The following is a 22333-nucleotide window of genomic DNA, read 5'->3' on the forward strand; positions in this document are numbered from 1 at the left end:
GCGCAGCGAAGAGGGGGTCATTCCCATCCAATCTCAGGCATGGTCAGAAGCTGTTCAGGAGACAGGTCTGAGAAGATCTGATACTGGATGGTGTATTCGCCGGGTTCCACATTCCCGAGACGGAAGGTGTTGCCACTGAGTTCGGCATTGACCCCTCTGCTGGTCACATTGCTGCGGGTGGTGAAGGTGTCACTCTTCGGCAGGGCGTCCACGATGCTGAGGTTCTTCACCGCTTTTTCGACACTCAGGTTCAGGGTGATGTTGTAGGCCTTGCCATCGAAGCTCAGGGCTTTTTTCACCCGAACATGGCTGTTCTCCTGCTTGATGCCACTGATCACCAGGCTCAGGGGGCGCACCTGCACAGCATTGGTGGTGCTCAGTCCACTCAGGTCCAGGGTTCCGGTGACATTGCCGTTGGCGCACGCTTTCGCCACAAAGGACACCGTGAGAGGGCTGCCATCCGACAGGTTGCCCGTGGTGGAGGTAGGCACATTGGCGGTGATGCCCTGCGGAAGAGAGACACTCAGGGTGCTCTTGATCGGGTAGGGGAAAAGGGTTTTTGCCACGGCATTGATCGAGGTGTTCCCACAGAAATCCACCACATCCGGGCTGGTGGACACAATCACTTCGGTGTTCACCCGGTATTCCAGGGTCACGGTGTTTTCCTGCTCAATCACCACGGTCCCTGTCTGGGTGAAGGTGCTGGACCCGGGAATCTCGGTCGGAATCACAGTGTAGCCCCCAGGGGGCAGGCTGATGCTGATGGGTGTTCTTGCGGTGATGCTGCTGGTGCTGGTTGCAGGGGTATTGGGATCTGCCGGTGGATTTTCTGTTGCTGGAGGGGTTCCATCCACTGGAGGGGTGGTGTTGATGGGGGTTCCACCAGGGTTGGCCGTGAGCTGGAAAGGAATCCCATTGAGGGGCACCCGGTTCTGCCCGATCACAGCCACCGCATTGACTTTGAGTTTGCCCTCATTGAGTTTCGCCACAAAGCGGATTTTGGCTGGAGCCTGTTCCACACAGACCGAGGTGTTGCTCTGAACGTTCCCTTTCCCTTCCACCACGCTGGAGCCCACAGGAATGTAACTCTTTGGGAGCACAGGAACAGCACACCAGTTGCGGTTGTTGGTGAGGGTGTACCCGGCATTTGGAATCGGTCTGCCCTGGGGGTCCACCACTTCCACGGTCACAGTGGGGGTGAGTTTCACTCCGGTGGGTGTGGCAAAAGGAGGCACAATCCCGTTGAAGGGCTCATTGTTGACGGTCAGTTTCAGGTTGAAGGCATTGGAGTACTGGCTGGGTTTTTCGGGAATGCGGGCATAGATGCTCCAGGTGCCCAGCAGATCCTGCGTGACCTGAAAGCGGTCCGTGGCACTCTTGCCATTGTCAGAGGTGGTCAGGCGGTACCGCTTGCCATCCGGTGCATCTGCATAGAGTTCCAGATCTGCATTGCCATCCCCGTCATAGTTGATGATCTGGATTTCCCTGCCCAGCATGAAATCGGGCACATTCAGCTGTGCGGCCAGCATGTACTGGTCCGGACGGCCACGGGCATTGATGGTGAACTGGTCGGAAAGCAGATTGAAGCCCCCCGCCAGACGCAGGGCGTAGGCGTTCTTGCCTTTCCCTTCGCTGTTGACCTTCAGGGTGTAGGTGCCTGCAGGAAGCGGTGTGCTGATCAGGCGCTCCCAGGTGTGTGCAAGGGTGTTCTCGTACCGCCGTTCAAAGACCTTTCCATTGGGCCCGGTCAGGGTGATGATCGAGGCAAAAGGCAGGTCCTTGCCGTAGATCTCATCTCCGTAGTACCCGGTGGTGGCCCTTCCATTCACATAATCGTTGAGGTTGAGCCCAGGTGAATACACCTCCAGATTGATGGGGGTGTTCTTCTGGGCGTCGGTGATCACGAAGGTGTAGGTTTCCCCTTTGGTGATCCAGCCGAAGCCGTCTCCCACGTTCACCAGGGGCAGGGTGCCGCCCGTCTGGGCAAAGGCCACCATCGAAGAAAAAATCATGCTGCTGATCAGGTGTTTCTTGAGTCGCATATGCACCCATCTTAAAGTGTTCCCTTTGCTGCTTTGTAAAGGAAACATTAATGCTCCTGCCATGTTGACGAACTTCCTCCAGAACATCAAAAGAACCTTTCAGGTGCAGGGTCAGGTGAAGCAGGTGAGAAGAATTTTCAATTTTTCACCTCTTCCTGACGGATGCGTCCCCCGGAACTCATGATGACTTTCAGTGCCCGTTCTTTTTTCTTCAGCAGGATGCTTCCCGCAGCAAAGCCTGTTCCTGTCTGTTTTGGAAAGCCTGCAGGACTCCACAGCATGTTGCCTGGAAAGGTCATCTGGTAATTCAGCCCCTGGTACTCTGCAGTTCTCCAGGTGCGAAGGGGAGCTTCCTGCACATCACAGGTGCCACTCTGGTTTTCATCCAGACAGCTGAGGATGTCCTCGGGACGGAAATCCATGAGCACTTCCGCATTCCGTTTGATGGCCTCCATGCGGGCCTGCTGCAGCACCAGTTGCAATTCATTGCCTGCACGCCTGAGCAGCATCCCATCTGGATTGTTGCGGGACAGAAGAACCAGCAGCAAAATGCCCACAATGCCCATCACGACAATCAGTTCCAGTAAAGTCATGCCATAAGGTTTCACCCCTCCAACCTGACAGATTGGAAGGGTGAATGGTGTGCTCATGCGCAGATTTCAGGCAGTGCCCGGATGGGGGAGAGGGGTTCTCACTTGCCAAAGAACTCGGGCAAGTCCTCCCGGGTGATCAGGATGTCTCTGGGCTTGGAGCCCTGGTGTTTGCTGACAATGCCCATCGCTTCGAGCATGTCCATCAGTTTTCCTGCACGGGCGTGGCCCACACTCAGGCGGCGCTGCAGACGGGACACGCTGCCCTGCCCTTCCTCGATGCAGATCTCTGCAGCCTGACGGAGCAAAGGATCGGAGAAATCCATCGGACCATTGGCTTTGGGGCCTGCTCCGCCTTCATCGACCCCATCAAAGTCGGTGCCGTAAGCCTCGCCGAACCAGTCCTCGAAGAACTGGCGGCGCAGGTAATCGTTGATGCGCACGGTTTCACCCTCGGAGATGTACGGTCCCTGCAGGCGCACAGGTTTCACCAGTCCGGGCTGGTAGAACAGCATGTCCCCCTGTCCGGTGAGGCGTTCGGCTCCGGTGTTGTCCAGAATGGTGCGGGAATCGTGGCTGCTGGACACTGCAAAGGCAATGCGGGCAGGCACGTTCACCTTGATCAGGCTGGTCAGGATGTCCACACTGGGACGCTGGGTGGCCAGCACAAGGTGCATTCCGGTGGCGCGGGCCATCTGGGCCAGGCGCATGATCGCACTTTCCACTTCCTTGGGACTGGTGATCATCAGGTCGGCAAGCTCGTCAATGATGATCACCATGAAGGGCAGTTCAGGCTCACCAATCTGGCGCATCTTGGCGTTGTACTGCTCCAGATTCTTGGCCCCGACCTGGCTCATCATCTTGTAGCGCCGTTCCATGTGCGCCACCGTTCCAAGCAGCACGCCTGCGGCATCTGCAGGATTGGTGACCACAGGGCGAATCAGGTGAGGGATGCCGTCGTAGGGGGTGAGTTCCACCATCTTGGGGTCGATCATCACGAAACGCAGTTCCTGGGGCAGGTAACGGTAAAGCAGGCTCACGATCAGGGTGTTCACGCACACCGATTTTCCAGAGCCCGTGGACCCTGCAATCAGCAGGTGGGGCATGCGGGCCAGATCGCCCACATACATCTCTCCGTCAATGCTTTTGCCAAGCACGATGGGCAGTTTGGCTTTGGAGTCCCCAAAAGCCTTGGAGGCAATCGCCGCATGGAAAGTGATGGGTTCACGCTCGGCGTTGGGCACTTCCAGACCGATCACGCTTTTGCCGGGAACGGGCGCTTCCACACGCACCCCACCCACAGCGAGGGCGCGGGCCAGGTCATTGCTCAGACCGGAGATGCGGGAAATCTTCTCGCCGGGAGCAGGTTCAATCTCATAGCGGGTGACCGTTGGACCCCGCGCATGGTCCACCACCCGGGCCTGCACCTTGAATTCTGAGAGGGTCTGGCTGATCAGGTCGGCACGTTCACGGGCCATCTGGTCCAGAATGCGGCGGTCCTGGGTGGTGTTGGGAATGGGATCAAGCAGGTCCGGGGTGGGTTTGGTGGCAGGAATGGCCCCCACAGTGGGTTGAGGGTCTTTCAGGTTGGCTTTTGGCTGCTGGGGCTCCAGAGGGTTGGAGGCCTCAGCAGGATCATCTTCTGGTTCTTCTGCTTCCATCCAGGGAGGGGTTTCTTCCTCTTCTCTGGATGCAGGCGCAGGAGGAGTGTAGGTGGGAGCAGGAACAGGATCAGCAGAGATGGGGGTAGGGTCCTCGAAAGAGAACTCCAGGCTGCTGAAATCCAGATCAAATTCCACGTTCTCTGCCACTTCGTTTTTTGAGGCAGGAACAGCCGGAGACCCTTGCAGGTTTTCCAGGCTCTTCTCCCACCAGCCAATTTCGCGCAGGGTTTTCTTGAAGTTCTGGGTGAGTTTCTTGGCGAGTTCGCTGTCCAGCACCAGACCCTGGGCGTGGGCTGCGACTTCCACCAGAAACTCCATCCAGGGAACAAAAATGTCCACCTGCTGCTGCCATGCTGTGACTGCCTTGCTGGTCTGTTTCCAGGACAGGGTGCGGCTTTCCTGCTGGGACAGCACCTGCCTCAGTTGCACGGCCCGCACATTTCCGGAGAGGGTCTTGATGTTCATGTCCCGCTCGCGGTTCATTTTGCGGATGGTTCCGAGAAGCTCGTTGTACTCGCGGGTCAGCATGACCCGGTGCCCTTCCATCAGCTGTGCACTCTGCAGTTCCAGCTTCAGAGGCCTTTCGAGTTCATGCGGCAGTTCTGGCAGGGGATATTCTTCTTCCTGCAAATGCTCGGTGATCTCGCGGGCTTTTTTGGTGGAGAATTCCTGCAACAATTCCTGGGTGTTGTTCAATTCCTCTTCAAGCTGCAGTTTCTCTTCAGGGGTGAAATCGGGAATGTTCACCTTGGCCTTGCGCAGGGTGGTCAGCCAGACTTTCAGTTCCTGAGCAGAGGGGTAGAGGCTCATCAGGGCTTCGAGTTCCTGCTCATGCACCCGGAGTTTTCCGTACAGCTTGCGTTGCTGGGAATTCAGTTCGGTGGTCTGCGCGAGGCCCACCACCCGTTCACTGATCAGGCGAAAAAAGGCAATCAGCAGGCTGAAAGGGGGAAGCAGGAGCAGCACCTCTGCACCCAGCGTCACACCCACCAGGGGCAGCAGCAAACCTCCCCAGCTGATGCTCTGGCGAATGGGTTCGGTGATGTACCCCAGCCACTGCCCTCCTGAGAGGGGCTCAATGATGTTGCTGGCAAGCAGGCCAGACACCAGCAGGATCAGGCTGGCAATCACCTGACGGGAAATGGTTTTTGGGCTCTTCTCCATAAAGGAAAGCACCCCGTACACAATGGGATACAGGGGAATGGCATATGCCGCCCAGCCCAGATTGTCCTTGAGGTAATCCCGGACGGAAGTGCCCAGCCCTCCGGTGTACTGACTGGGGGCATAAATGCACAGCATGCAGAAGAGCGCAACGGCGAAAAGCACCAGTCCGTACACCTCGTGGTTCCCCGGTTGAACAGGCACTTTCTTGCTTTTGCTGGCGGATTTTATGCGTTTGGTCACCACTCAAGAATACCATGCAGCACATCTTCATGTATTTGAGCAAAATACTTTGGTGAGTATGATGCCCAGAGTCGAGAGCCGAGGGCCGAGGGCGTATCCTGAAGCCAGTGCTTTTGCTCTGGAAAGCCCTGGAAGCATGAACAAAAGATGCAGTGCTTTTATCAAACGCAGCAGCCTCGAATCTCCTTCTTGACAGCATTAATCTTGAAATCTACCTTGCTCTCGGCTCTGTCTTGGCCCTGACTCCGTGCTCCCCAGGCGGCTGGGTCGCACTGGGCCGCCGGCTCTCGGCATTGCATCTGAAATCCATTAAAATGAAACTGTGAAAGAGCTGTTTTCTGACCTGTGGCGCATCGCAAAAATCCTGTTCATGGCCTCTGCTGTCCCTCTGGCCATTTATCTGTTGCTGCTGTGGATCGGTGTCTTCAAGTAGGGAAAACCCCAAACGTGTGATTGTTTAAGGAAAACGACAGATTTTTTCGTGCACAATGGGCCTAACCGGGAGGTGGTGTTGTGATCCTGCGAATTCCAGAGGTGCTGTGGAAAGAACTGTGGAGCCATGCATTCCGTGATGCACCCAGGGAATGTGTGGGATTGCTGGCCGGGAACGGCAACCTTGTGCAGGCAGTGTATCCGCTGATCAATGTGGCCCATGATCCCACCCGGCAGTACTTTGCCGATCCTCAGCGTCTGGTGCGGGCCATGAAGGTCATGCAATCTGAGGGGATGGAACTGCTGGGAATCTACCACTCTCACCCCAATGGCCCGAGTGTGCCCAGCATGACCGACGTGCGCAATGCCGAATATGACGTGCCTTACCTGATCCTCAACCTGCGGGATGCTGAAGTGGGAGCCTACCTGCTCCCGAGCAAGGAGCAGGTGGACGTGCAGGTCGCCTGAAAAAACTCAGCGCTTGGAAGCGGTGAGAGGGGAGAGCACCCGTCTTACACCAACAACACGCCTGGCGTAATAGGTGTTGGTGACGTCATCGATGGAAACCCGTTCCAGATAACTGTTGGCATGGATGAACTGGTTGTCGCCCAGATAGATGCCCACGTGTGAAACCCCGTGCCCGAGGGTGTCAAAGAAGATCAGGTCCCCTTCTTGCATCTCCTGGCGGTCAATGGGCTGACCCACCTGCGACTGTTCCATGCTGGTTCTGGGCAGCCTCACTCCAGCCTGCTGCATGACCAGCAAGGTGAAAGAGCTGCAATCCAGGCCTCTCAGGGGATCATTTCCTCCATAGATGTAGGGCAGGTTGAGCAGGCTCATGGCATAATCCCGCCAGGGATTGGGGTTGGTGCTGACGATGTTCACCAGATTGGAAGGCTGGGGAATGTTCTTGAGGGTGCTCGGGAGAATCAACACCTGGCCCACCTTCAGGTCTGTGTCGGTCAGGCCGTTGGCTTCCTGAAGTGCGCCCACCGTGGTGGAGTATTTGCGGGCCAGGGCACTCAGGGTGTCACCCCTTTGCACAGTGTGGTGCTCAGGATCGATGACCGGAGTGATGGTGGTTGCATTTTCCACCACCTGCACAGGTTTCACGGTGACTTTCTCTTGCTCTGCAGAGGGCTTCACTGTGGACATGACTTTGACAGGAACAGGCTCAGCCTTGACCTCTGCTTTGATTTCTGTTTTGGCCTCAGGCTTCACTTCGGGCTGTTTTGCAGCAACTGCGCTTTCAGGAGCAGGCTGAATTTTTGCGATCAATTGCAGGGTCTGGCCCACATCCAGTGCACTCTTCTCCAGGGCGTTCCAGGTCATCAGGTCATCCACTGTGACCCCAAACCTGCGTGCCAGATTGTACAGATTGTCCCCTTTTTCAACGGTGTAAAGGGTGGGATTGTTCAGGACAGGTTTGACTTTGACCGCTTTGACTGGAGCCTGGGCCACCTCGGGAGTGGTTTTCACGGGCTCGGTTTTCACCGTTTCCACAGGTTTGACAGGGGACTTCACAGTCTCCGTTCTGACCTCGGTTTTGGTCTCAACCTTGACTTCAGCCTTGACCTCTGGTTTGACCACAGGAGTGGTTTTCACCTCAGTTTTCGCAGGTTCTGCTCTGGTTGTTTTTGCGTCAGCAGGCGTCACCGGAGATTTGGGCTCGGGTTTGACCTCTGATTTGGTTTCCGTTTTGGCTGGAGGAACAGGCTTGGTGTTGGTGACCTTGACTTCTGGCTTGACCGGAGCAGCCACTTTTTCTGGAGGTGCAGACAGTTTCAGGACCTGACCGATGTCCAGATCGTTGCCAGTGAGCCCGTTCCACCGTTTGAGGTCCTCCATGCTGAGCCCGTATTTTCTGGCAATTCCAAACAGCGTTTCCTGTTTGGCAACAACGTGCTCTTTTGGATGGGTGGTGATGGGAGCAGAAACAGGACCAGCTTTGGCATCTGGCACCTGAATCACCTGTCCAAGGGTGAGTTTAGGCTCCTCTAAATGGTTGAGCTTCATGAGTTCTTCGACACTGAGGCCGAAGCGTTTTGAGAGGCTGTAAAGCGTGTCATTCTTCTGAACGGTATAACTGCCCGCCTGGGCGGTGGAAAGCAGCAAAAGAACACCCAAAACACTGAGATTGGAACGCATGACCTTCCCATCATAAGCACAGAAGTGTGTTCAGAAGATGTGAGGCCTTCATGATTCCTCATGGTGTGAAGCATCTCTTTTTTAAGAAAACCCCAATGGTGTGACTTTTTCGGTTTAAGCCAGCTTGCTTAGTCAGGGTGTGCACAATGCAGGCTTATGATGGCCCTATGAACGGCTTGCATCAGTGGCGGCAACGCACCTTCCAGGCCCTGATCCACACCGATTTCAGGGTGTACTGGTACTCCCAGATCCTCAGCCTGCTGGCCAGCTGGATTCAGACCACCGCCCTCTCCTACCTCGTGCTGGAACTCACCCCCTCCAGTCAGGTGCTGGGCTGGGTGAATGTCGTCCAGTTCACACCCACCCTGCTGTTTTCCCTTTTTGCGGGTGCACTGCTGGACCGCATTTCCAAGAAAGCTGTCTTGCAAGGGACACAGGTGGCATTCATGCTGATTGCCATTGCTTCTGGTGTTTTGATCCATACCGGACTGATCACCCTGCCCCTGATTTTTGTGATGTCTGCCCTGACTGGGTTTGCCAACGCCTTCAACATGCCCGCCAGACAGTCCCTGCTCGCAGAGTTTGTGCCCAGAGAATCGCTTCCCAACGCCGTGGCCCTCAACAGTCTGGCCTTCAACACCTCCCGCACCATCGGACAGGCCCTGTTTGGTCTGGTGGTTCCCCTCGGGGTGTTCATGCTGGCAGGTGGAGACGAGCACGCCATCAGCCGACTGGCTTTCCCGTTCTACCTGAACGCCCTCACCTTTCTGGGGGTGATGTTCATCCAGGCCCAGTTGCACTGGAAGGACCCGGAGCCCCAGATCCAGCAGGGCATGCTTGGGCGCATCGCTGAAGGCCTCCGCTACGTGAAATCCAGCCCCAAGGTCAAGTTCATCATGCTGCTGATCGGGGTGGTCTCCATCACCGTCATCAACTTCAACATCCTGATTCCCTACTTTGCCAAGCAGGTGTTTCACCTCAAAGAAGCCGCCTTTGGAGGGCTCAGTGCTGCCTTCGGGGCGGGATGCATGATTGGAGCCCTCTGGCAGGCCAGCAAACCGAAACCCGAACGCAACCTCAGGTACGCTGCACTGGCCCTGCCCGTCACCAACATCCTTTTTGCCCTCAGCCCCAACCTGATGCTGGGAACAGTCGCCCTGGTGCTGTGCGGTTTTTCCATGATGAGCTGTCTGGTCAGTGCCAACAGCCTGATTCAACTGACCATCCCCCACGAACTGCGAGGCCGGGTGATGAGCCTGTACACCACCGTGCTGGTCGGAAGCGCCCCCATCGGGGCTGCCCTGGAAGGGTACGCCATCGCTGAAGATGGTCTTTTCGGGCCTCACCTGGGTGTGGTGGTGCTCAGTGCCATCGGGATGCTGTTCATTGGGTGGCTGCTGTATGCCTACCGCAATGCCCTGAAGTAGACAGCACAAGAAAAAACCCCCACTGGTGGGGGCGAATGGAAATTGACTCAAACAAATAAGGGGTTGTCGTTTTCGTCCAGATCAACGTCGTCCGGGTGCTTCCGCTTCAGGAAGAACAGGGCAACAATCACTCCAGCAATCACGCCGAGAACCACGGCGGTCACGACAGAGCCCGTGTAATTGCGTTTTTGTGCAGGGGTCGCACGGGTTTCACTGTTTTCTGTCATGGCTTCAGTTTATCAGGTGAGGATGAAAGGACGCAAAGATGGAGAAGGAGCAGAAGGCCAAAGGCAGAAGGCAGAAGGCGGAGACTCTGCGAATTTCATGGTTGGTCAGCTGCAAAAAACAAAAGCAATGGCCAAAGCCTCAGGTTAAAAGCCTTCTGCTTTCTGCCTTCTGCTCTCTTAAAACGGCCACTTCCACGGAATGATCACCATCCCGAGCACAAACGCCAGCAAAGTCAGGGGCAAGCCCACTTTCACGAAGTCGATGAACTTGTACCTTCCGGGTCCAAACACCAGCAGACTGGCGGGCTCCAGTGGGGTGATGAAACTGTTGCTGGCTGCAATGGTGATGGCCACAGCGAAGGTGCGTGGGTTGTACCCGAGTTCGTTGGCCACGCCGATGGCGAGGGGCAGCACCACCAGTGCCGCCGCCTGATTGGACATGGGCTGCGTGAGGACCACCGTCAGGATGTAAAAGGCGGCCAGAATGCCGTAGGGTCCGATGGGCTTCACCCAGTCTGCCAGGTATCCCGCGATGGCTTCGGCAGTTCCGGTGTCCTGAAATGCCACACCAAAAGCCAGCATCGCAGCGATCAGGGCCAGCACAGGCCACTCAATGGTGCTGTAGCTTTCTTCTGGCGAGACCACCCTGAAGATCAGCATCACCACCACACTGATCAGGATGGCGGAGGAAAAGGGCATCAGTCCACTGGCTCCCATCACGATGGGAAAAAGGAACCCCAGAACAGCCAGAGGGGCTTTGCGGTGCTCCCTGACGGTTTCTGAGACATCATCGATCAGCACGAAGTTGCTTTTCAGGCGGTCTGTTTGTTCCGGGGTGCCCTGCACCAGCAGCACATCTCCGACCTGAAAGCGGGTGCGGGCCACCGGCGCAATCACTGTTTTTTCGAGGCGGTGAAAGCCCAGCACGGTGCAGCCGTATTTTTCCCGGAAGCCGTATTCCTTGAGGGTGCGGCCCAGCAGGGGAGAGCGGGGCATCACCAGCAGTTCCACCAGTTTCAGCTGGCTGGGAGCGATGTTTTCTTCGGCTTTGGTGACGAGGCCAAGAGCAGATTTGACACGCATCAGGTTGGCACTGCTGCCCTCCAGAAGCAGGGTGTCCCCGGTCAGCACAATGAAATCGGCCCCTGGAGACTGAATCACCTTGTCTCCTCTGCGTACCGCAAGCACCCAGAGCTGGTATTGTTCGCCCAGTCCGGTTTCCCTGAGGGTTTTGTGGTGGTAGGCGTGACCTTCTGGGAGGGTGAGGTCCGCGAGGTAATCCCTGAGCTGGTAGTTGGTGCCGATGTCGGTGCTGCGCTCAGGGAGGAGGCGGGGAGCCACGAACCACAGGTAGGCCAGACCGATCAGGGTCATCGGAACCCCGATCCAGGCAAGCTCGAAGAAGCCAAAGGATTCCTGTTTGAATTTGGGCAGGATGCCCGAGACCACCAGGTTGGTGCTGGTTCCAATGACGGTGATGGTTCCGCCCAGGATGCTGGCAAACGCCAGGGGCATCAGGGTTTTGGAGGGATTCAGGTTCAGCCTGCGGGTCAGGCTGAGCATGAAAGGCAGAAAGACTGCAGCTGTTGCTGTGTTGCTCACAAAGCCCGAGATCCCAGCAATGACTGCAAGCATCATGCGCAGCACCCATTTGACTTTCTTTCCCAGGTACCGTTGCAAAGCTGACCCGATGTTTTCAATCACCCCGGTTTTCAGCAGGGCACGGGTCAGCACGAAAAGGCCTGCGATCACCACCACCGTTTCCGAACCGAAACTCTGGAAGGCCTCGTCGGGTTTGATCAGGCCGAACAGCACCAGCAGGGCCAGAATCAGCAGGGCGGTGACATCGACAGCAAGAAGTTCAGTGGAAAAAAACACCAGTGCCACCACCAGCAGCACCAGCATCAAAAGTTGCTCTGTCCCCATTCCGGTCCTTTCTGCAAAGCGGCCTGAAGTGAACAGAGCAAGGGATGTGTTGTTCTGCCTGTTCTGACTTCAGACAGCTTCCTGAGGGATCAGGCACCGACCAGTTTGATCAGGGCCCTTTTCAACACCTCAATTGCCTTTTCGTATTCTGCAAGTTCCAGGTGCTCGAACGGTGTGTGATCCAATCCAGAGTCGCCAGGGCCATAAGCGACCATCGGGGCATCCCAGTGGGGGGCCACCACATTCATGTCACTGGTGCCGGTTTTGACTTTGAATTTGGGGGTTCCTCCCAGTTCGCGGATGGCCAGTCTGAGGGCCCTGCTGATGGGGGTGTCCTTCTCACCACGGTAAGGCACTTCATGCCCAACGAACTGCAGGTGCATGCCCGGCAGGCGCTGTTCAAAGATCTGCTGCTGGGCGGCAGTGGGGTGCAGTCCAGGAGGCAGCCTCAGGCCCACACTGGCCCGCGCAACCTGCTGCATGCCGTCTGCGTCCCCATGAATGCTCTGGACCATCACCGAGATGGTGTTGAAGGCTCCGGTGGCTCCATGGGCCTCATCCCGGTCTTTCGCCCACTTCTTCACCCGGTTGCAGAATTCCACAATGTCATCCGAGGCACTGGTGCCCTCGCCTGCGGTGTGGAAATTGTCCTTGGTGATCTCGGCCTTGCAGATCAGGCGTCCCTTGTATCCCAGGGTGATGGCGTCCCAGGCACTGGGTTCCCCGATGAAGATGTAATTGGGCTGGTACTGGGTGACCGCATGTCTGGCCCCTCTGGAGGTGGGGGCTTCCTCTTCGGTGGCCCCGATGCACACAAAACGGGCCTTTTCCAGGGCAGAATCGGGAAGCTGCTGGACAGCGCTCACAAAGGTGCAGAAGCTGCCCTTGGCGTCTACCGAGCCGCGCCCGTACAGTTTCCCGTCCTCAATGCGAACCTGGATGTCTCCGGGCACCGTGTCAATGTGGCCCAGAAGCACAACAGTCAGCGGCCCATGTCCACGCTCTCCCACGGCACTGCCCGAAGGGTCCACATGGGCATTCTGGAACCCATTTTTGGACATGTACTCTGCAAGGTATTTTGCAACCTCGGCCTCATGGTAGGACACGCTGGGAATGGCCACCGCGTGCCTGAGAAGTTCAATGCTCACTGGTTTTTCTCCTGCTGGTCAATCAACACCCTGAGGACTTCACTCATCACCAGCACCACCAGGGCCAGGAAGATGCTGGACACGAACATCCAGGCGGCCTGGATGAGCATTTCACGGTTGTCGGTGTACTGCAGGCCCCCAAAGACCGCACCCACCAGCACAATCAGCAAAGACAGCAGCTTGAAGCGGCTGATCAGGGTGCGGGATTCTGCCTGCAAAGAAGACCTGCTGACAGGAGCAGAACTGTCGTCCACATCTGCTTCAACAGGAGCCGGAGCAGGTTTTGGAGCAGGCTGGGGCCGGGGTGCTGGAGCAGGTTTGGGTTTGGGCTGTTTCGGCTGGGGTGCGGGTTTGGGAGCGGGTTGCACGGCCCTTTGTTTGGCTTCCGACACCAGAGGCTTGAGCCCTTCGAAGAAGGTCTTCAGGTCGGTGGCCTGAAAACCCTGCACAGAGACCGAAAGCGCATCCTGACCGCCCGCCTGAATTTTCAGAAGCCCCTGTGCATCAATATTGATTTTGCTGATTTTCGACAGGGGAATGCGCTGTGCCCTGCGAGCATCCATGTAAACAAGTTCATCAGAAGAGGCGGCCAGCACAGCTTGCGGACTCTCTGCCCGCAGCCCTGCATCAATCCCCTCATCTCTCAGACGTTCGTCCCAGTTCATGTGACCTCCACAATACTGAACAACAGCATAGTGCATTTCTGTGTGTTTTCCAGAGAAAAACCCTTACAAGTCTAAGACGCCCGGGTGTTATAACGGCCTCATGAAACTGCTCGGCCACCGGGGAACCCCCAGAACCCACACCGAAAACACCCTTGAAGGCTTCCAGAATGCTCTGGTCTCAGGGCTGGACGGCATTGAACTCGACACCCAGCCCACCAGAGACGGTGACATGGTCCTCTTTCACGACGAGCACCTTCCCGATGGTCGCCTGATTGCCGCCCTGAAGCTTGAAGAAATCCAGCAGGATTATCCCTATGTTCCGCTGCTCTCAGACCTGCTGGACTGGGCAAAAGAACACCCGGACTTTTTCCTCAACATCGAACTGAAAAACGACTCCAATGTCTCCGATGGCCGCGAGAAGCACCTGATCGAAGTGCTGAAACGATACGGGATGCACGAACAGATCGTGATCAGCAGCTTCAATCCCATCAGCCTGGTGCGATTGTACGCCCTGGACAGCAGTTACCGGCTGGGTTTCCTGTATGACGGGGAACTGGGCCTGGAATGGCTGGCAAAAGTGGGCCTCCACCTGCCCCTCTACAGCCTGCATCCCCACCATTCAAGAGTGATGGAAGAACTGATTGCAGATGCACACCGCAAGAACAAGAAAATCTTCACCTGGACAGTCAATGATCCTGCGCTGGTGCAAAAGTTCAAGGTGTGGGGTGTGGATGGTGTGATCGGGGATGTGCCGGAGGTGTTGCTGGGTTAGACAGCAAAAACCCCCAGAATCCTGGGGGAAGTCCAATGTAGGGGCGCAGCGTGCTGCGCCCTGTTCCAGAAAATTCAGGGATACAGTCCGCGCAGTGCCCGGGCCTCCAGCACCCGTGCGCAGGCCACGATGTAGGCTGCGGTTCTCAGGGTGACGTTGTGGCGCTCTTTGACGTCCCAGAGGCTGTCGAAGGCTTCGCGCATGATGCGGTCCAGTCGGGCGTTGATTTCATCTTCGGTCCAGAAGTAGCTGGAGAAGTCCTGCACCCACTCGAAGTAACTGACGGTCACGCCCCCGGCGTTGGCCAGCACATCCGGGACCACCAGCACACCTTTGGCTGAGAGGATGTCGTCTGCAACGGGGATGGTTGGGCCGTTTGCGCCTTCCACAATCACTCGGGTTTTGATGCGGTCTGCGTTTTCCTCGGTGATCTGTTTTTCCAGGGCGGCAGGGATCAGCACTTCACACTCGATGTCCCAGAAGCTTGAGGGCTCGATGCTTTCGGTGCCGGGCATGCCTTTGAGGGTGCTGTGTTCTTTCAGGAAAGCCAGAGCTTCATAGGGGTTGATGCCTGCTTCGCTGTAAATGGTTCCGGTGATGTCCTGAATGGCAATCACTTTTGCGCCGTGGTCATGGAAGATGCGTGCGGCAGCATTCCCCACATTCCCGAAGCCCTGCACGGTGACCCTTGCCCCTTCGAGGGCGATTCCGAGTTTCTGCATGGCCCGTGCTCCGGCCACGAACACCCCCCGTCCAGTGGCGTCGTTGCGGCCCAGCGATCCACCCAGTGCGATGGGTTTTCCGGTCACCACACCGGTTGCGGTTTTGCCTTCGTTCATGGAGTAGGTGTCCATCATCCAGGCCATGACCTGCGGGTTGGTGTTCACATCGGGAGCGGGGATGTCCTTGTCTGGTCCGATGATGATGCCGATTTCGGTGGTGTAGCGGCGGGTCAGGCGTTCCAGTTCACCCATCGACAGTTTGCGGGGGTCCACACGGATGCCCCCTTTGCCCCCCCCGTAGGGGAGACCCACCACGGCGTTCTTGATGGTCATCCATGCGCTGAGGGCCATCACTTCGCTGAGGGTCACGTCCTGGTGGTAACGGACCCCACCTTTGGCTGGACCCCGGGAGGTGTTGTGCTGCACCCGGTACCCTTCGAAGTGGGCCACAGAGCCATCATCGAGGTGAATGGGAACATCCACCACCAGAATGCGCTTGGGACGCTTGAGGGTTTCCACCCAGTAGGCAAGTTTCCCGAGGTAGGGGGTGACGCGTTCCACCTGTTCCAGGTAGATCTCATAAGGGCCAATGTTGTTTTTGTCCAGGTAACTGGGGATCTCGAAATTCATGGGTACACTCCTCTGAGGGCAGTGGCGTTGTGCAGGCGGTTGAGGGCGATCACGTAGGCGGCGGTTCTGAGGTCGATGCCCTGCTTGTAGGCAATCTGCAGGATCTGCCCGACCGCTTCACGCATGTGCCGTTCGAGGGCGTCGCGGATTTCTCCCTCGGTCCAGAAGAACTGGTTGGAGTCCTGCACCCACTCGAAGTAACTGACGGTCACGCCTCCACCGTTGGAAACGATGTCTGGAATCACAATGGTGCCTTTTTTGCGCAGCACTTCATCGGCGGCAAGGGTCACAGCAAAATTGGCCCCTTCCAGTACGAATTTTGCACAGACGTTCTGCACGTTCCCAGAGTGGATGGCTCCAGCATCCACGGCAGGCAGCAGGAGGGTGACCTCCAGTTTGAACAGGTCATCATGGGGGAGGTGGCGTCCTTCAGGGAAGCCCTGGATACTGCCCGTTTCCTCTTTGTGGCGGATCAGGGCAGGAATGTTGAGGCCTCCGGGGTGGTAAAGGCCACCCGAGGAATCGCTCACGGCAATCACTTTTGCCCCCAGTTCGCTGAAGGCCAGAGCAGCGTAACGTCCAACCATGCCGAATCCCTGAATGGCGACAGTGGAGCGGTTGAGGTCGTAGCCATAAGCAGGGAGCACCCGTGCTGCTGCGTAGGCCGCACCACGTCCTGCACCTTCTTTGCGCCCAACAGAGCCTCCCAGAGACACGGGTTTCCCGGTGACCACGCCAGGAATGGTGCTGCCGTGGTTCTCGCTGTAGGTGTCCATGATCCAGGCCATGATCTGCTCGTCGGTGCCGAGGTCAGGCGCGGGAATGTCCTGCATGGGCCCGATCAGGTCCACGAGTTCGCTGGTGTAACGGCGGGTGAGGCGCTCGAGTTCCTTGGAAGAGAGTTCCTTGGGATTGACGTCAATGCCCCCCTTGGACCCTCCGAGGGGAAGACCCATGACCGCACATTTGACGGTCATCAGGGCAGAGAGGGTTTCGATTTCTTCCTGGGTGACGCCAGCTTTGTACCGGAGTCCTCCTTTGGCCGGTCCCAGGGCAATCGAGTGCACGCACCGGTAACCCTTGAAGACCCGCACGGTTCCGTCGTCCATGACCACGGGCATGGAGAGACTGACCGAGCGTTTGGGATAGCGCATGAACGCCATCGAAGCACTGGTGGCTTCGGAATGGGGCAGTGCGCGGTCAACTTGTTGTGTGATGTTCTGCCAACTCAGTGGGTTGGTCATCCAGACCTCCGATTGGATCGCTTTTGGCAGTGCCATACAGGTCTTTTCAGACCTGTGGGCAGCAGTTCAAAGGCGCTTTGTCGGTTGGATTATACCTGTCTGGTTCTGCTGTCAAGACCCCAGGGAGCTTTGTCCTGAAAATCCAGATTGACATGCAAAAAATGCCCTCTGGGATTTTGATGTCCGGGACGTGTTTAACCGTGGTGAAATATTTCCATTTTTGGAAATTTTGGATGAAGTTCACATTCCGAATTCCTGTCCAAAGTACACCAAATTTTCTCGGGCAAGACGATGGTTTTGATGTAGAACAAAGCATAAACCTGACCGCAAAGGCATAAAAATACGCCTGTTTTTCCCAGAGGGCTGAAAAAATAACGGAGCATCATTGTTTCTGGCGTAGTAACAGAAAAGAAAACAAAAAATGCTGTACCTGACAACAGATACAGCACACATCTGCTGAAAGGGATTACAGGGCCCGCTCTGCCTCAGCAAGGGCCAGATGTTCGAGTGCCTGACGCGCCGGGCTGACCGGAAGCACCTGCAAAGCCTCCACGGCACGCTTCACCCGGGCAGCAATCTCCCGCCGGGATTTCTGAATGACCCCCATGCTGTGGGCCAGATCAAGCACGCGCTCCACATCCCCCTCTTCTGAGGCGCGGCGGGCCAGGATTTCCCGAACTTCCTCTGCATGCTCCGTTTCCAGCAGGTACAGCACAGGCAAAGTGGCTTTGCCTTCCCTCAGGTCCCCTCCGATGGGCTTGCCCAGTTTGCTGGCATCTGCAGTGAGGTCCAGCAGGTCATCCTGAATCTGGAAGGCCCGGCCATACTCCAGACCATAAGTGGTCAGGGCCTGCAAGATGGGTTCTGGCGCATCAATCATCAGGGCAGGAGCACGCACGGCGGTGGCCATCAGCACGGCTGTTTTGGCGGTGATGATCTCCAGATAATTCTCCATGCTGTAATCCCGGTAGGAAGCCACCTGAAACTGCAGCACTTCACCTTCACAGATGCGCATGCTGGTTTCAGCAAACTCAGCGGTCAGGCTGGAAGGATGCTCCGACAGGATTTTCAGCACCCGGGAAAGCATGAAATCACCCGACAGCACAGACACGGCATTGCCATACTTGCGGAACGCCGCCTCCATGCCCCGACGGGTGCTGGCATCATCGATCAGGTCGTCGTGCAGCAGGGTGGCAGAGTGCAGGAGCTCAACTGCAATGGCCAGATCCAGTTCCCTGAGGTCATGAATGCCCAGTGCACGGGCCGACAGCATCACCAGCGCAGGACGAAACCGCTTCCCTCCGGCACCCACCAGATCTCCGTTGATCAGACGAATGAATTCCACTTTGGATGCCAGCACCTCGCGCATGCGTTCTTCAAAGGCAGACAGGGCGGGCTGGATCAGAGACAGGGTGGGGGTACCTAACACATGGGTAGTATAACGTCTTTTGTCAGGCCTGTCCCTGAACCTGTAAAAGATCCCACTTTTCCCTCTCCCACAAAGGTAAAAATCAGACAAGATGAGGCAAAAGTCAGGAAGTCGATGTTTTTCTTAAAGGAAAAACCGCTATGCTGAAACCAGCATGATGAGGCACAAATTTCTCGGTTTACTGATGCTGGCGATGACCGCATGTGCACCCACGGTCACACAGAACCCAACTCCAGCACCGACAGCTGCCTCCGCAGCCTGGTTTGAAGGCCAGTGGAATGCTGCTGGGGTGCAACTCAACCTCACCCGTGGAGAAGACAACGTCATCGGAACACTGGTCCGTCCTGGCCTGCAGTGTGCCGCCAATCTGAAGGTGCTCACCCAGCAAAGCGACCAGTTGATTGCCCGTCAGGATCGGCTTTACGGAGGTGGAAACTGCGTTTCGGACCAGCTTGTGGTGATCCGCCGCACTGCAGGTCAGATGTCTGTGAATTTCGGAACAGGGGACACAGACCTTCCCCTCACATCAAATGCAGCTGCAGGCAGCAGCCTCCTGAAACCCGGCGTTTACAGTGCAGTGGCGGTCCAGCGCAATCCCGCAGCGTCCTACGCCCTGCAACTGGTGGTCAGTCAGACGGCCCAGGGCGCAGTGGTGTCTGCCCTCTATCCCGATCAGGGTTGCGCTTCCAGACTGCAATTTCAACGCAATGAAGGCAATGTGGCCCGTTTCACCGAACAGGTCCAGCATGGCACCTGTCTGAATGGCGGAACGGTTCGTCTGGACATTCAGGCAGGAACAGGAAACCTGCGCTACCAGTGGAGCAAAAATGAAGTCCCTGCGACGGTGGAGGCCTTTTTGCGTCCCGGTGCCCTTCCCAGAAAATAAACAGGGTTTTGAAAACAAAACATCCCCGAAACTTTCGGGGATGTTTTGTTGTGATTTTTAATCTCAGACTTCAGGCAGATCTTCAAAGGGGTCTGAGGGGGTTCCTGCTTTCAGGGCAATGGGTTTGGGGCCCAGAATGCCCTGCAGATAATTGATGAGGTCTCCCACCACACCACTGGCGGTGACAGCACCTCCCGCACCGCCTCCGGCCACAAAAATTTCTCCGCACTCGTCTCCAAAGAACACCATGGCGTTGCGTCCGGAAGCTGCACGGGCAATGGGATGATCCATCGGGAGCAGTCGTGGAGCCACTTTGGCCTTCCACTGACCACCTTCTGCATAAATGCTGCCAATCAGGCGGATGCGCTGGTCATTGTCCAGCGCCTTGCGCACTGCATCCTGCGGAATGGTGTCAATGCCACGCACAGAGACATCTGCGTAAGGAAAATCAGGGTCAAAGGCAAGACGGGCCAGCACGGTCAGTTTATGTGCAGCATCAAAACCACCCACATCCAGCGTGGGGTCTGCCTCTGCGTAACCCAGGTCCTGGGCTTCCTTGAGGGCCTGCTGGTAATCCTTGCCCTTTTCCATCTGGGTGAGGATGTAATTGCAGGTGCCGTTCAGGATGGCTTGCAGGGCAATGGGTTGGCTGGAACGCAGGATGCCCGACAGTGGATCAATCACAGGCGTGCCTGCCATGACAGCGGCCTCATAATACAGCTGGCCTGTTTTGGCAAAGGGTTTCAGTTCGGTCCAGCGTTCGGCCAGCATGGCCTTGTTGGCTGTGATGACCACCTTGCCTGCCTGCAGGGCAGGAAGCACCAGATCCAGTGGCCTCTGCACGCCACCCATCACCTCAATCACCACATCGACCTCGTTCAGGAAATCTTTCTCGGTGACGAGGGGAGCATTGGGAAAGCAGGTCTCTCTGGGCTTGCTGGCATCCCGGACCAGCACCCCTTTCAGCTGGAGGTCAAAACCCAGGGCTTCAAACTGGGCCCGTTGCCGGTGGAGGATGTCCAGCACTCCAGTGCCCACGGTGCCACATCCGATCATGCCAATACGCAAGGTCTGCATGCAGGGAGTATACGGGTGAGAAGGCAGCACCCCAAAAGCATTTGCTTAATTCACTTTGGAAAAGACCCGCACTTCCAGGTTCACCCCGGCCTTGACCGGGTTCAGAACCACCACCCGCAGGTACTTCCAGCTTTTCAGGGTTTTCTGGAAGGTTTTTCCGTCCTGGCTGTATTCCAGTCGGAAACTGTACCCTTTCACCTGGGTGCGTCCAGGGAGCAGAGTGGCCCCCTGAGGTGCCTGCAGTTTCAGCCCCAGCCGACCAGCTGGAAATTCAGCACGGGTGGAAACGCTGATCAGGTAGACCAGCACCTGTCCTTTTTTCACCAAAGTGACGTCCTGCAGTTTGTTCTGCTGCAGTTGTTTCACCACCACCGTGGTCTGAATGTCTTCGGCGCGGGGTGAGGTCTGGGCCAGGCCAGATCCCAGCAGACAGGCCAGAAGTGCTTGCATCAGCTTCATGTTGATGCCCATTGTACCCCCTGATGAGGAAGGCATCTGCATGTGATGAAGCCATTCAACAAACAGAACATGATGCGCTTGAAGCTCTTATGAACAAAATTGTAAAGACTGTCTTATACAGGATTTTTTTGACAGAACAGTGAGAGACCCATAAAGTTCATTTCTCACCTTTGATTCACTTTGGTACGGCAAAAACCGCGTATGATGCCTTTGTTTGAGATGCTGACTCGTGTCTTTGTTCTGTCAGCGTGGCAGATCTCCTGGAGGTTCCATTCAGTGAAGCGTTTAATTACTCTTGGTTTGTGCCTGCTGGCGCCAATCACTTTTGATGTGGCGTTTGCGCAGAACAGCTCCCAAAGCACCCCTGCCAAAAAGACCACAGGTACCACACCCACTGCCCAGAACTACCTGGCGCTCGGCAAGTACTACTACAACTCTGGACGCTACGATGCTGCTTACGCTGCATTTCGTACTGCCATTGAACTGGACAAGAAGAACAAAGATGCCCTGCTGTACCTGGGACGCACCCAGATCCAGCTGAAGCTCTACACTGCTGCCCAGGACAGCTTCAAGCAACTTGTTGCTCTGGATGCCCGCAACGTCAGTGCCTACATCGGTCTGGCCCAGACCTACCGTTACCAGTACATCACCGCCAAAGACCTCAGCACGGTGAAAAACAACCTCGACCAGGCCCTCAACATCCTGGAAGATGCTGAAAACGCCAATCCCAAGAGTGCTTCGGTGTTCAATGAGCGTGCCCTGGTCTACAACCTGAAAGGGGACGACTCCAAGGCCCTCGAAAACGCCCGCAAGGCTTCTGAGCTGGCGGCCGACGATGCCATCATCCTGGCCAACTATGCCCGCCTGCAGTATGAGGCTGGCAACATGAATGGCGCTGTGGACACCCTGCAAAAGGCCGTGATTGCCGATCCCACCGACCCCATCAACCGTGCCCTGTATGGCCGTTTGCTGGCTGAAAAAGGCGATCTGAAGGCAGCCAACCTGGAAATCGCTCAGGCCCTGCGCTTCAAGCCCCAGACCGCCACGGTGCTTGGGTACGCCGGGATTGTGAACTACCTGGCCAAGGACATGAACAATGCCAGGACCAACCTGAGTCAGGCTGTTCAGAAAGATCCAGCCCGCTACCCCGAGTTCTACTTCTATCTGGGTCGCATTGCGCTGGACGGGGGCAACAGCAAAGATGCCCACGCCAACTTCACCAAGGCTGTGACCCTGAACGGCACCAATGCCGAATTCAGGTTCTACTTCGCCAAGTCCCTCGAAGCCATCGGGGACAAGGCCAATGCCCGCACCCAGTACCAGAAAGCCCTGGAACTGAACAAGGGTTACAAGGACGCTCAGGAAGCCCTGGACCGCCTGAAGTAAAATCACTGCACGCTAGACCGCCCCCAGGGGCGGTTTTTCCATGAAAAAGGCAAAC

General features: G+C 56.6%; 18 protein-coding genes. 5 read left to right on the top strand and 13 right to left on the bottom strand.

Going from position 1 to position 22333, the window contains the following annotated elements; genetic code table 11:
* Positions 1-17: 17 nt before the first annotated feature.
* The 3 genes from DC3_RS03920 to DC3_RS03930 form a co-directional block, all read right to left on the bottom strand.
* A complete protein-coding gene (locus DC3_RS03920) occupies positions 18-2042 on the bottom strand; it encodes a hypothetical protein (RefSeq protein ID WP_146882528.1) in 2025 nt (674 codons plus the stop codon).
* Positions 2043-2179: 137 nt separating this feature from the next.
* On the bottom strand, positions 2180-2692 hold the full coding sequence (locus DC3_RS03925; RefSeq protein WP_146882530.1) for a GspH/FimT family pseudopilin: 513 nt from the start codon (positions 2690-2692) through the stop codon (positions 2180-2182).
* A gap of 41 nt (positions 2693-2733) precedes the next feature.
* Complete coding sequence (locus DC3_RS03930) at positions 2734-5700, bottom strand: FtsK/SpoIIIE family DNA translocase (protein WP_246130537.1); 2967 nt, start codon at positions 5698-5700, stop codon at positions 2734-2736.
* Between the two features lie 513 nt (positions 5701-6213).
* Between DC3_RS03930 and DC3_RS03935 the strand changes: the two genes are divergently transcribed.
* The gene (locus tag DC3_RS03935) at positions 6214-6600 is read left to right on the top strand and encodes a M67 family metallopeptidase (protein WP_146882534.1); all 387 of its coding nucleotides are present in this window, start codon (positions 6214-6216) and stop codon (positions 6598-6600) included.
* Between the two features lie 6 nt (positions 6601-6606).
* Here DC3_RS03935 and DC3_RS03940 read toward each other — a convergent pair whose 3' ends face one another.
* Complete coding sequence (locus DC3_RS03940; RefSeq protein WP_146882536.1) at positions 6607-8280, bottom strand: LysM peptidoglycan-binding domain-containing protein; 1674 nt, start codon at positions 8278-8280, stop codon at positions 6607-6609.
* 167 nt (positions 8281-8447) lie between these two features.
* Between DC3_RS03940 and DC3_RS03945 the strand changes: the two genes are divergently transcribed.
* Complete coding sequence (locus DC3_RS03945; RefSeq protein ID WP_246130538.1) at positions 8448-9707, top strand: MFS transporter; 1260 nt, start codon at positions 8448-8450, stop codon at positions 9705-9707.
* 47 nt (positions 9708-9754) lie between these two features.
* On the opposite strand, the gene DC3_RS03950 is transcribed toward DC3_RS03945, so the two are convergent.
* The 4 genes from DC3_RS03950 to DC3_RS28925 form a co-directional block, all read right to left on the bottom strand.
* Entirely contained in the window at positions 9755-9934 is a 180-nt protein-coding gene (locus tag DC3_RS03950) for a hypothetical protein (protein WP_146882540.1), read from the bottom strand.
* 177 nt (positions 9935-10111) lie between these two features.
* Positions 10112-11860, bottom strand: a complete 1749-nt coding sequence (locus tag DC3_RS03955; protein ID WP_246130540.1) for an SLC13 family permease — start codon at positions 11858-11860, stop codon at positions 10112-10114.
* An 89-nt stretch (positions 11861-11949) separates the two neighbouring features.
* A complete protein-coding gene (locus DC3_RS03960) occupies positions 11950-13008 on the bottom strand; it encodes a [LysW]-lysine hydrolase (protein ID WP_146882542.1) in 1059 nt (352 codons plus the stop codon).
* Positions 13005-13673: a hypothetical protein gene (locus DC3_RS28925; RefSeq protein WP_186815800.1), complete on the bottom strand. Its 669-nt coding sequence runs from the start codon at positions 13671-13673 to the stop codon at positions 13005-13007. Before DC3_RS28925 ends, DC3_RS03960 begins: the two co-directional genes overlap by 4 nt.
* A gap of 100 nt (positions 13674-13773) precedes the next feature.
* On the opposite strand from DC3_RS28925, the gene DC3_RS03975 reads away from it, so the two are divergent.
* Positions 13774-14445, top strand: a complete 672-nt coding sequence (locus DC3_RS03975; protein ID WP_146882547.1) for a glycerophosphodiester phosphodiesterase — start codon at positions 13774-13776, stop codon at positions 14443-14445.
* Between the two features lie 74 nt (positions 14446-14519).
* Here DC3_RS03975 and DC3_RS03980 read toward each other — a convergent pair whose 3' ends face one another.
* From DC3_RS03980 to DC3_RS03990, 3 genes are all read right to left on the bottom strand, one after another.
* Positions 14520-15797, bottom strand: coding sequence for a Glu/Leu/Phe/Val family dehydrogenase (locus DC3_RS03980; protein WP_146882549.1), 1278 nt, complete (start codon positions 15795-15797; stop codon positions 14520-14522).
* Entirely contained in the window at positions 15794-17041 is a 1248-nt protein-coding gene (locus tag DC3_RS03985; protein WP_146882551.1) for a Glu/Leu/Phe/Val family dehydrogenase, read from the bottom strand. The genes DC3_RS03980 and DC3_RS03985 overlap by 4 nt, the downstream gene beginning before the upstream one ends.
* A gap of 466 nt (positions 17042-17507) precedes the next feature.
* Positions 17508-18470 carry a polyprenyl synthetase family protein gene (locus DC3_RS03990; RefSeq protein ID WP_246130542.1) on the bottom strand — a complete coding sequence of 321 codons (963 nt, stop codon included), beginning with the start codon at positions 18468-18470 and terminating at the stop codon, positions 17508-17510.
* Between the two features lie 154 nt (positions 18471-18624).
* On the opposite strand from DC3_RS03990, the gene DC3_RS03995 reads away from it, so the two are divergent.
* Positions 18625-19356 carry a hypothetical protein gene (locus tag DC3_RS03995; protein WP_146882553.1) on the top strand — a complete coding sequence of 244 codons (732 nt, stop codon included), beginning with the start codon at positions 18625-18627 and terminating at the stop codon, positions 19354-19356.
* A 63-nt stretch (positions 19357-19419) separates the two neighbouring features.
* On the opposite strand, the gene DC3_RS04000 is transcribed toward DC3_RS03995, so the two are convergent.
* Together DC3_RS04000 and DC3_RS04005 are read right to left on the bottom strand one after the other, a co-directional pair.
* Positions 19420-20433 carry a homoserine dehydrogenase gene (locus tag DC3_RS04000; protein WP_146882555.1) on the bottom strand — a complete coding sequence of 338 codons (1014 nt, stop codon included), beginning with the start codon at positions 20431-20433 and terminating at the stop codon, positions 19420-19422.
* A gap of 45 nt (positions 20434-20478) precedes the next feature.
* Positions 20479-20892, bottom strand: coding sequence for a hypothetical protein (locus DC3_RS04005; protein ID WP_146882557.1), 414 nt, complete (start codon positions 20890-20892; stop codon positions 20479-20481).
* A 276-nt stretch (positions 20893-21168) separates the two neighbouring features.
* On the opposite strand from DC3_RS04005, the gene DC3_RS04010 reads away from it, so the two are divergent.
* On the top strand, positions 21169-22278 hold the full coding sequence (locus DC3_RS04010; RefSeq protein WP_186815801.1) for a tetratricopeptide repeat protein: 1110 nt from the start codon (positions 21169-21171) through the stop codon (positions 22276-22278).
* Positions 22279-22333 lie beyond the last annotated feature (55 nt).

It is taken from the genome of Deinococcus cellulosilyticus NBRC 106333 = KACC 11606 (genome assembly GCF_007990775.1).
GTDB lineage: Bacteria > Deinococcota > Deinococci > Deinococcales > Deinococcaceae > Deinococcus_C > Deinococcus_C cellulosilyticus.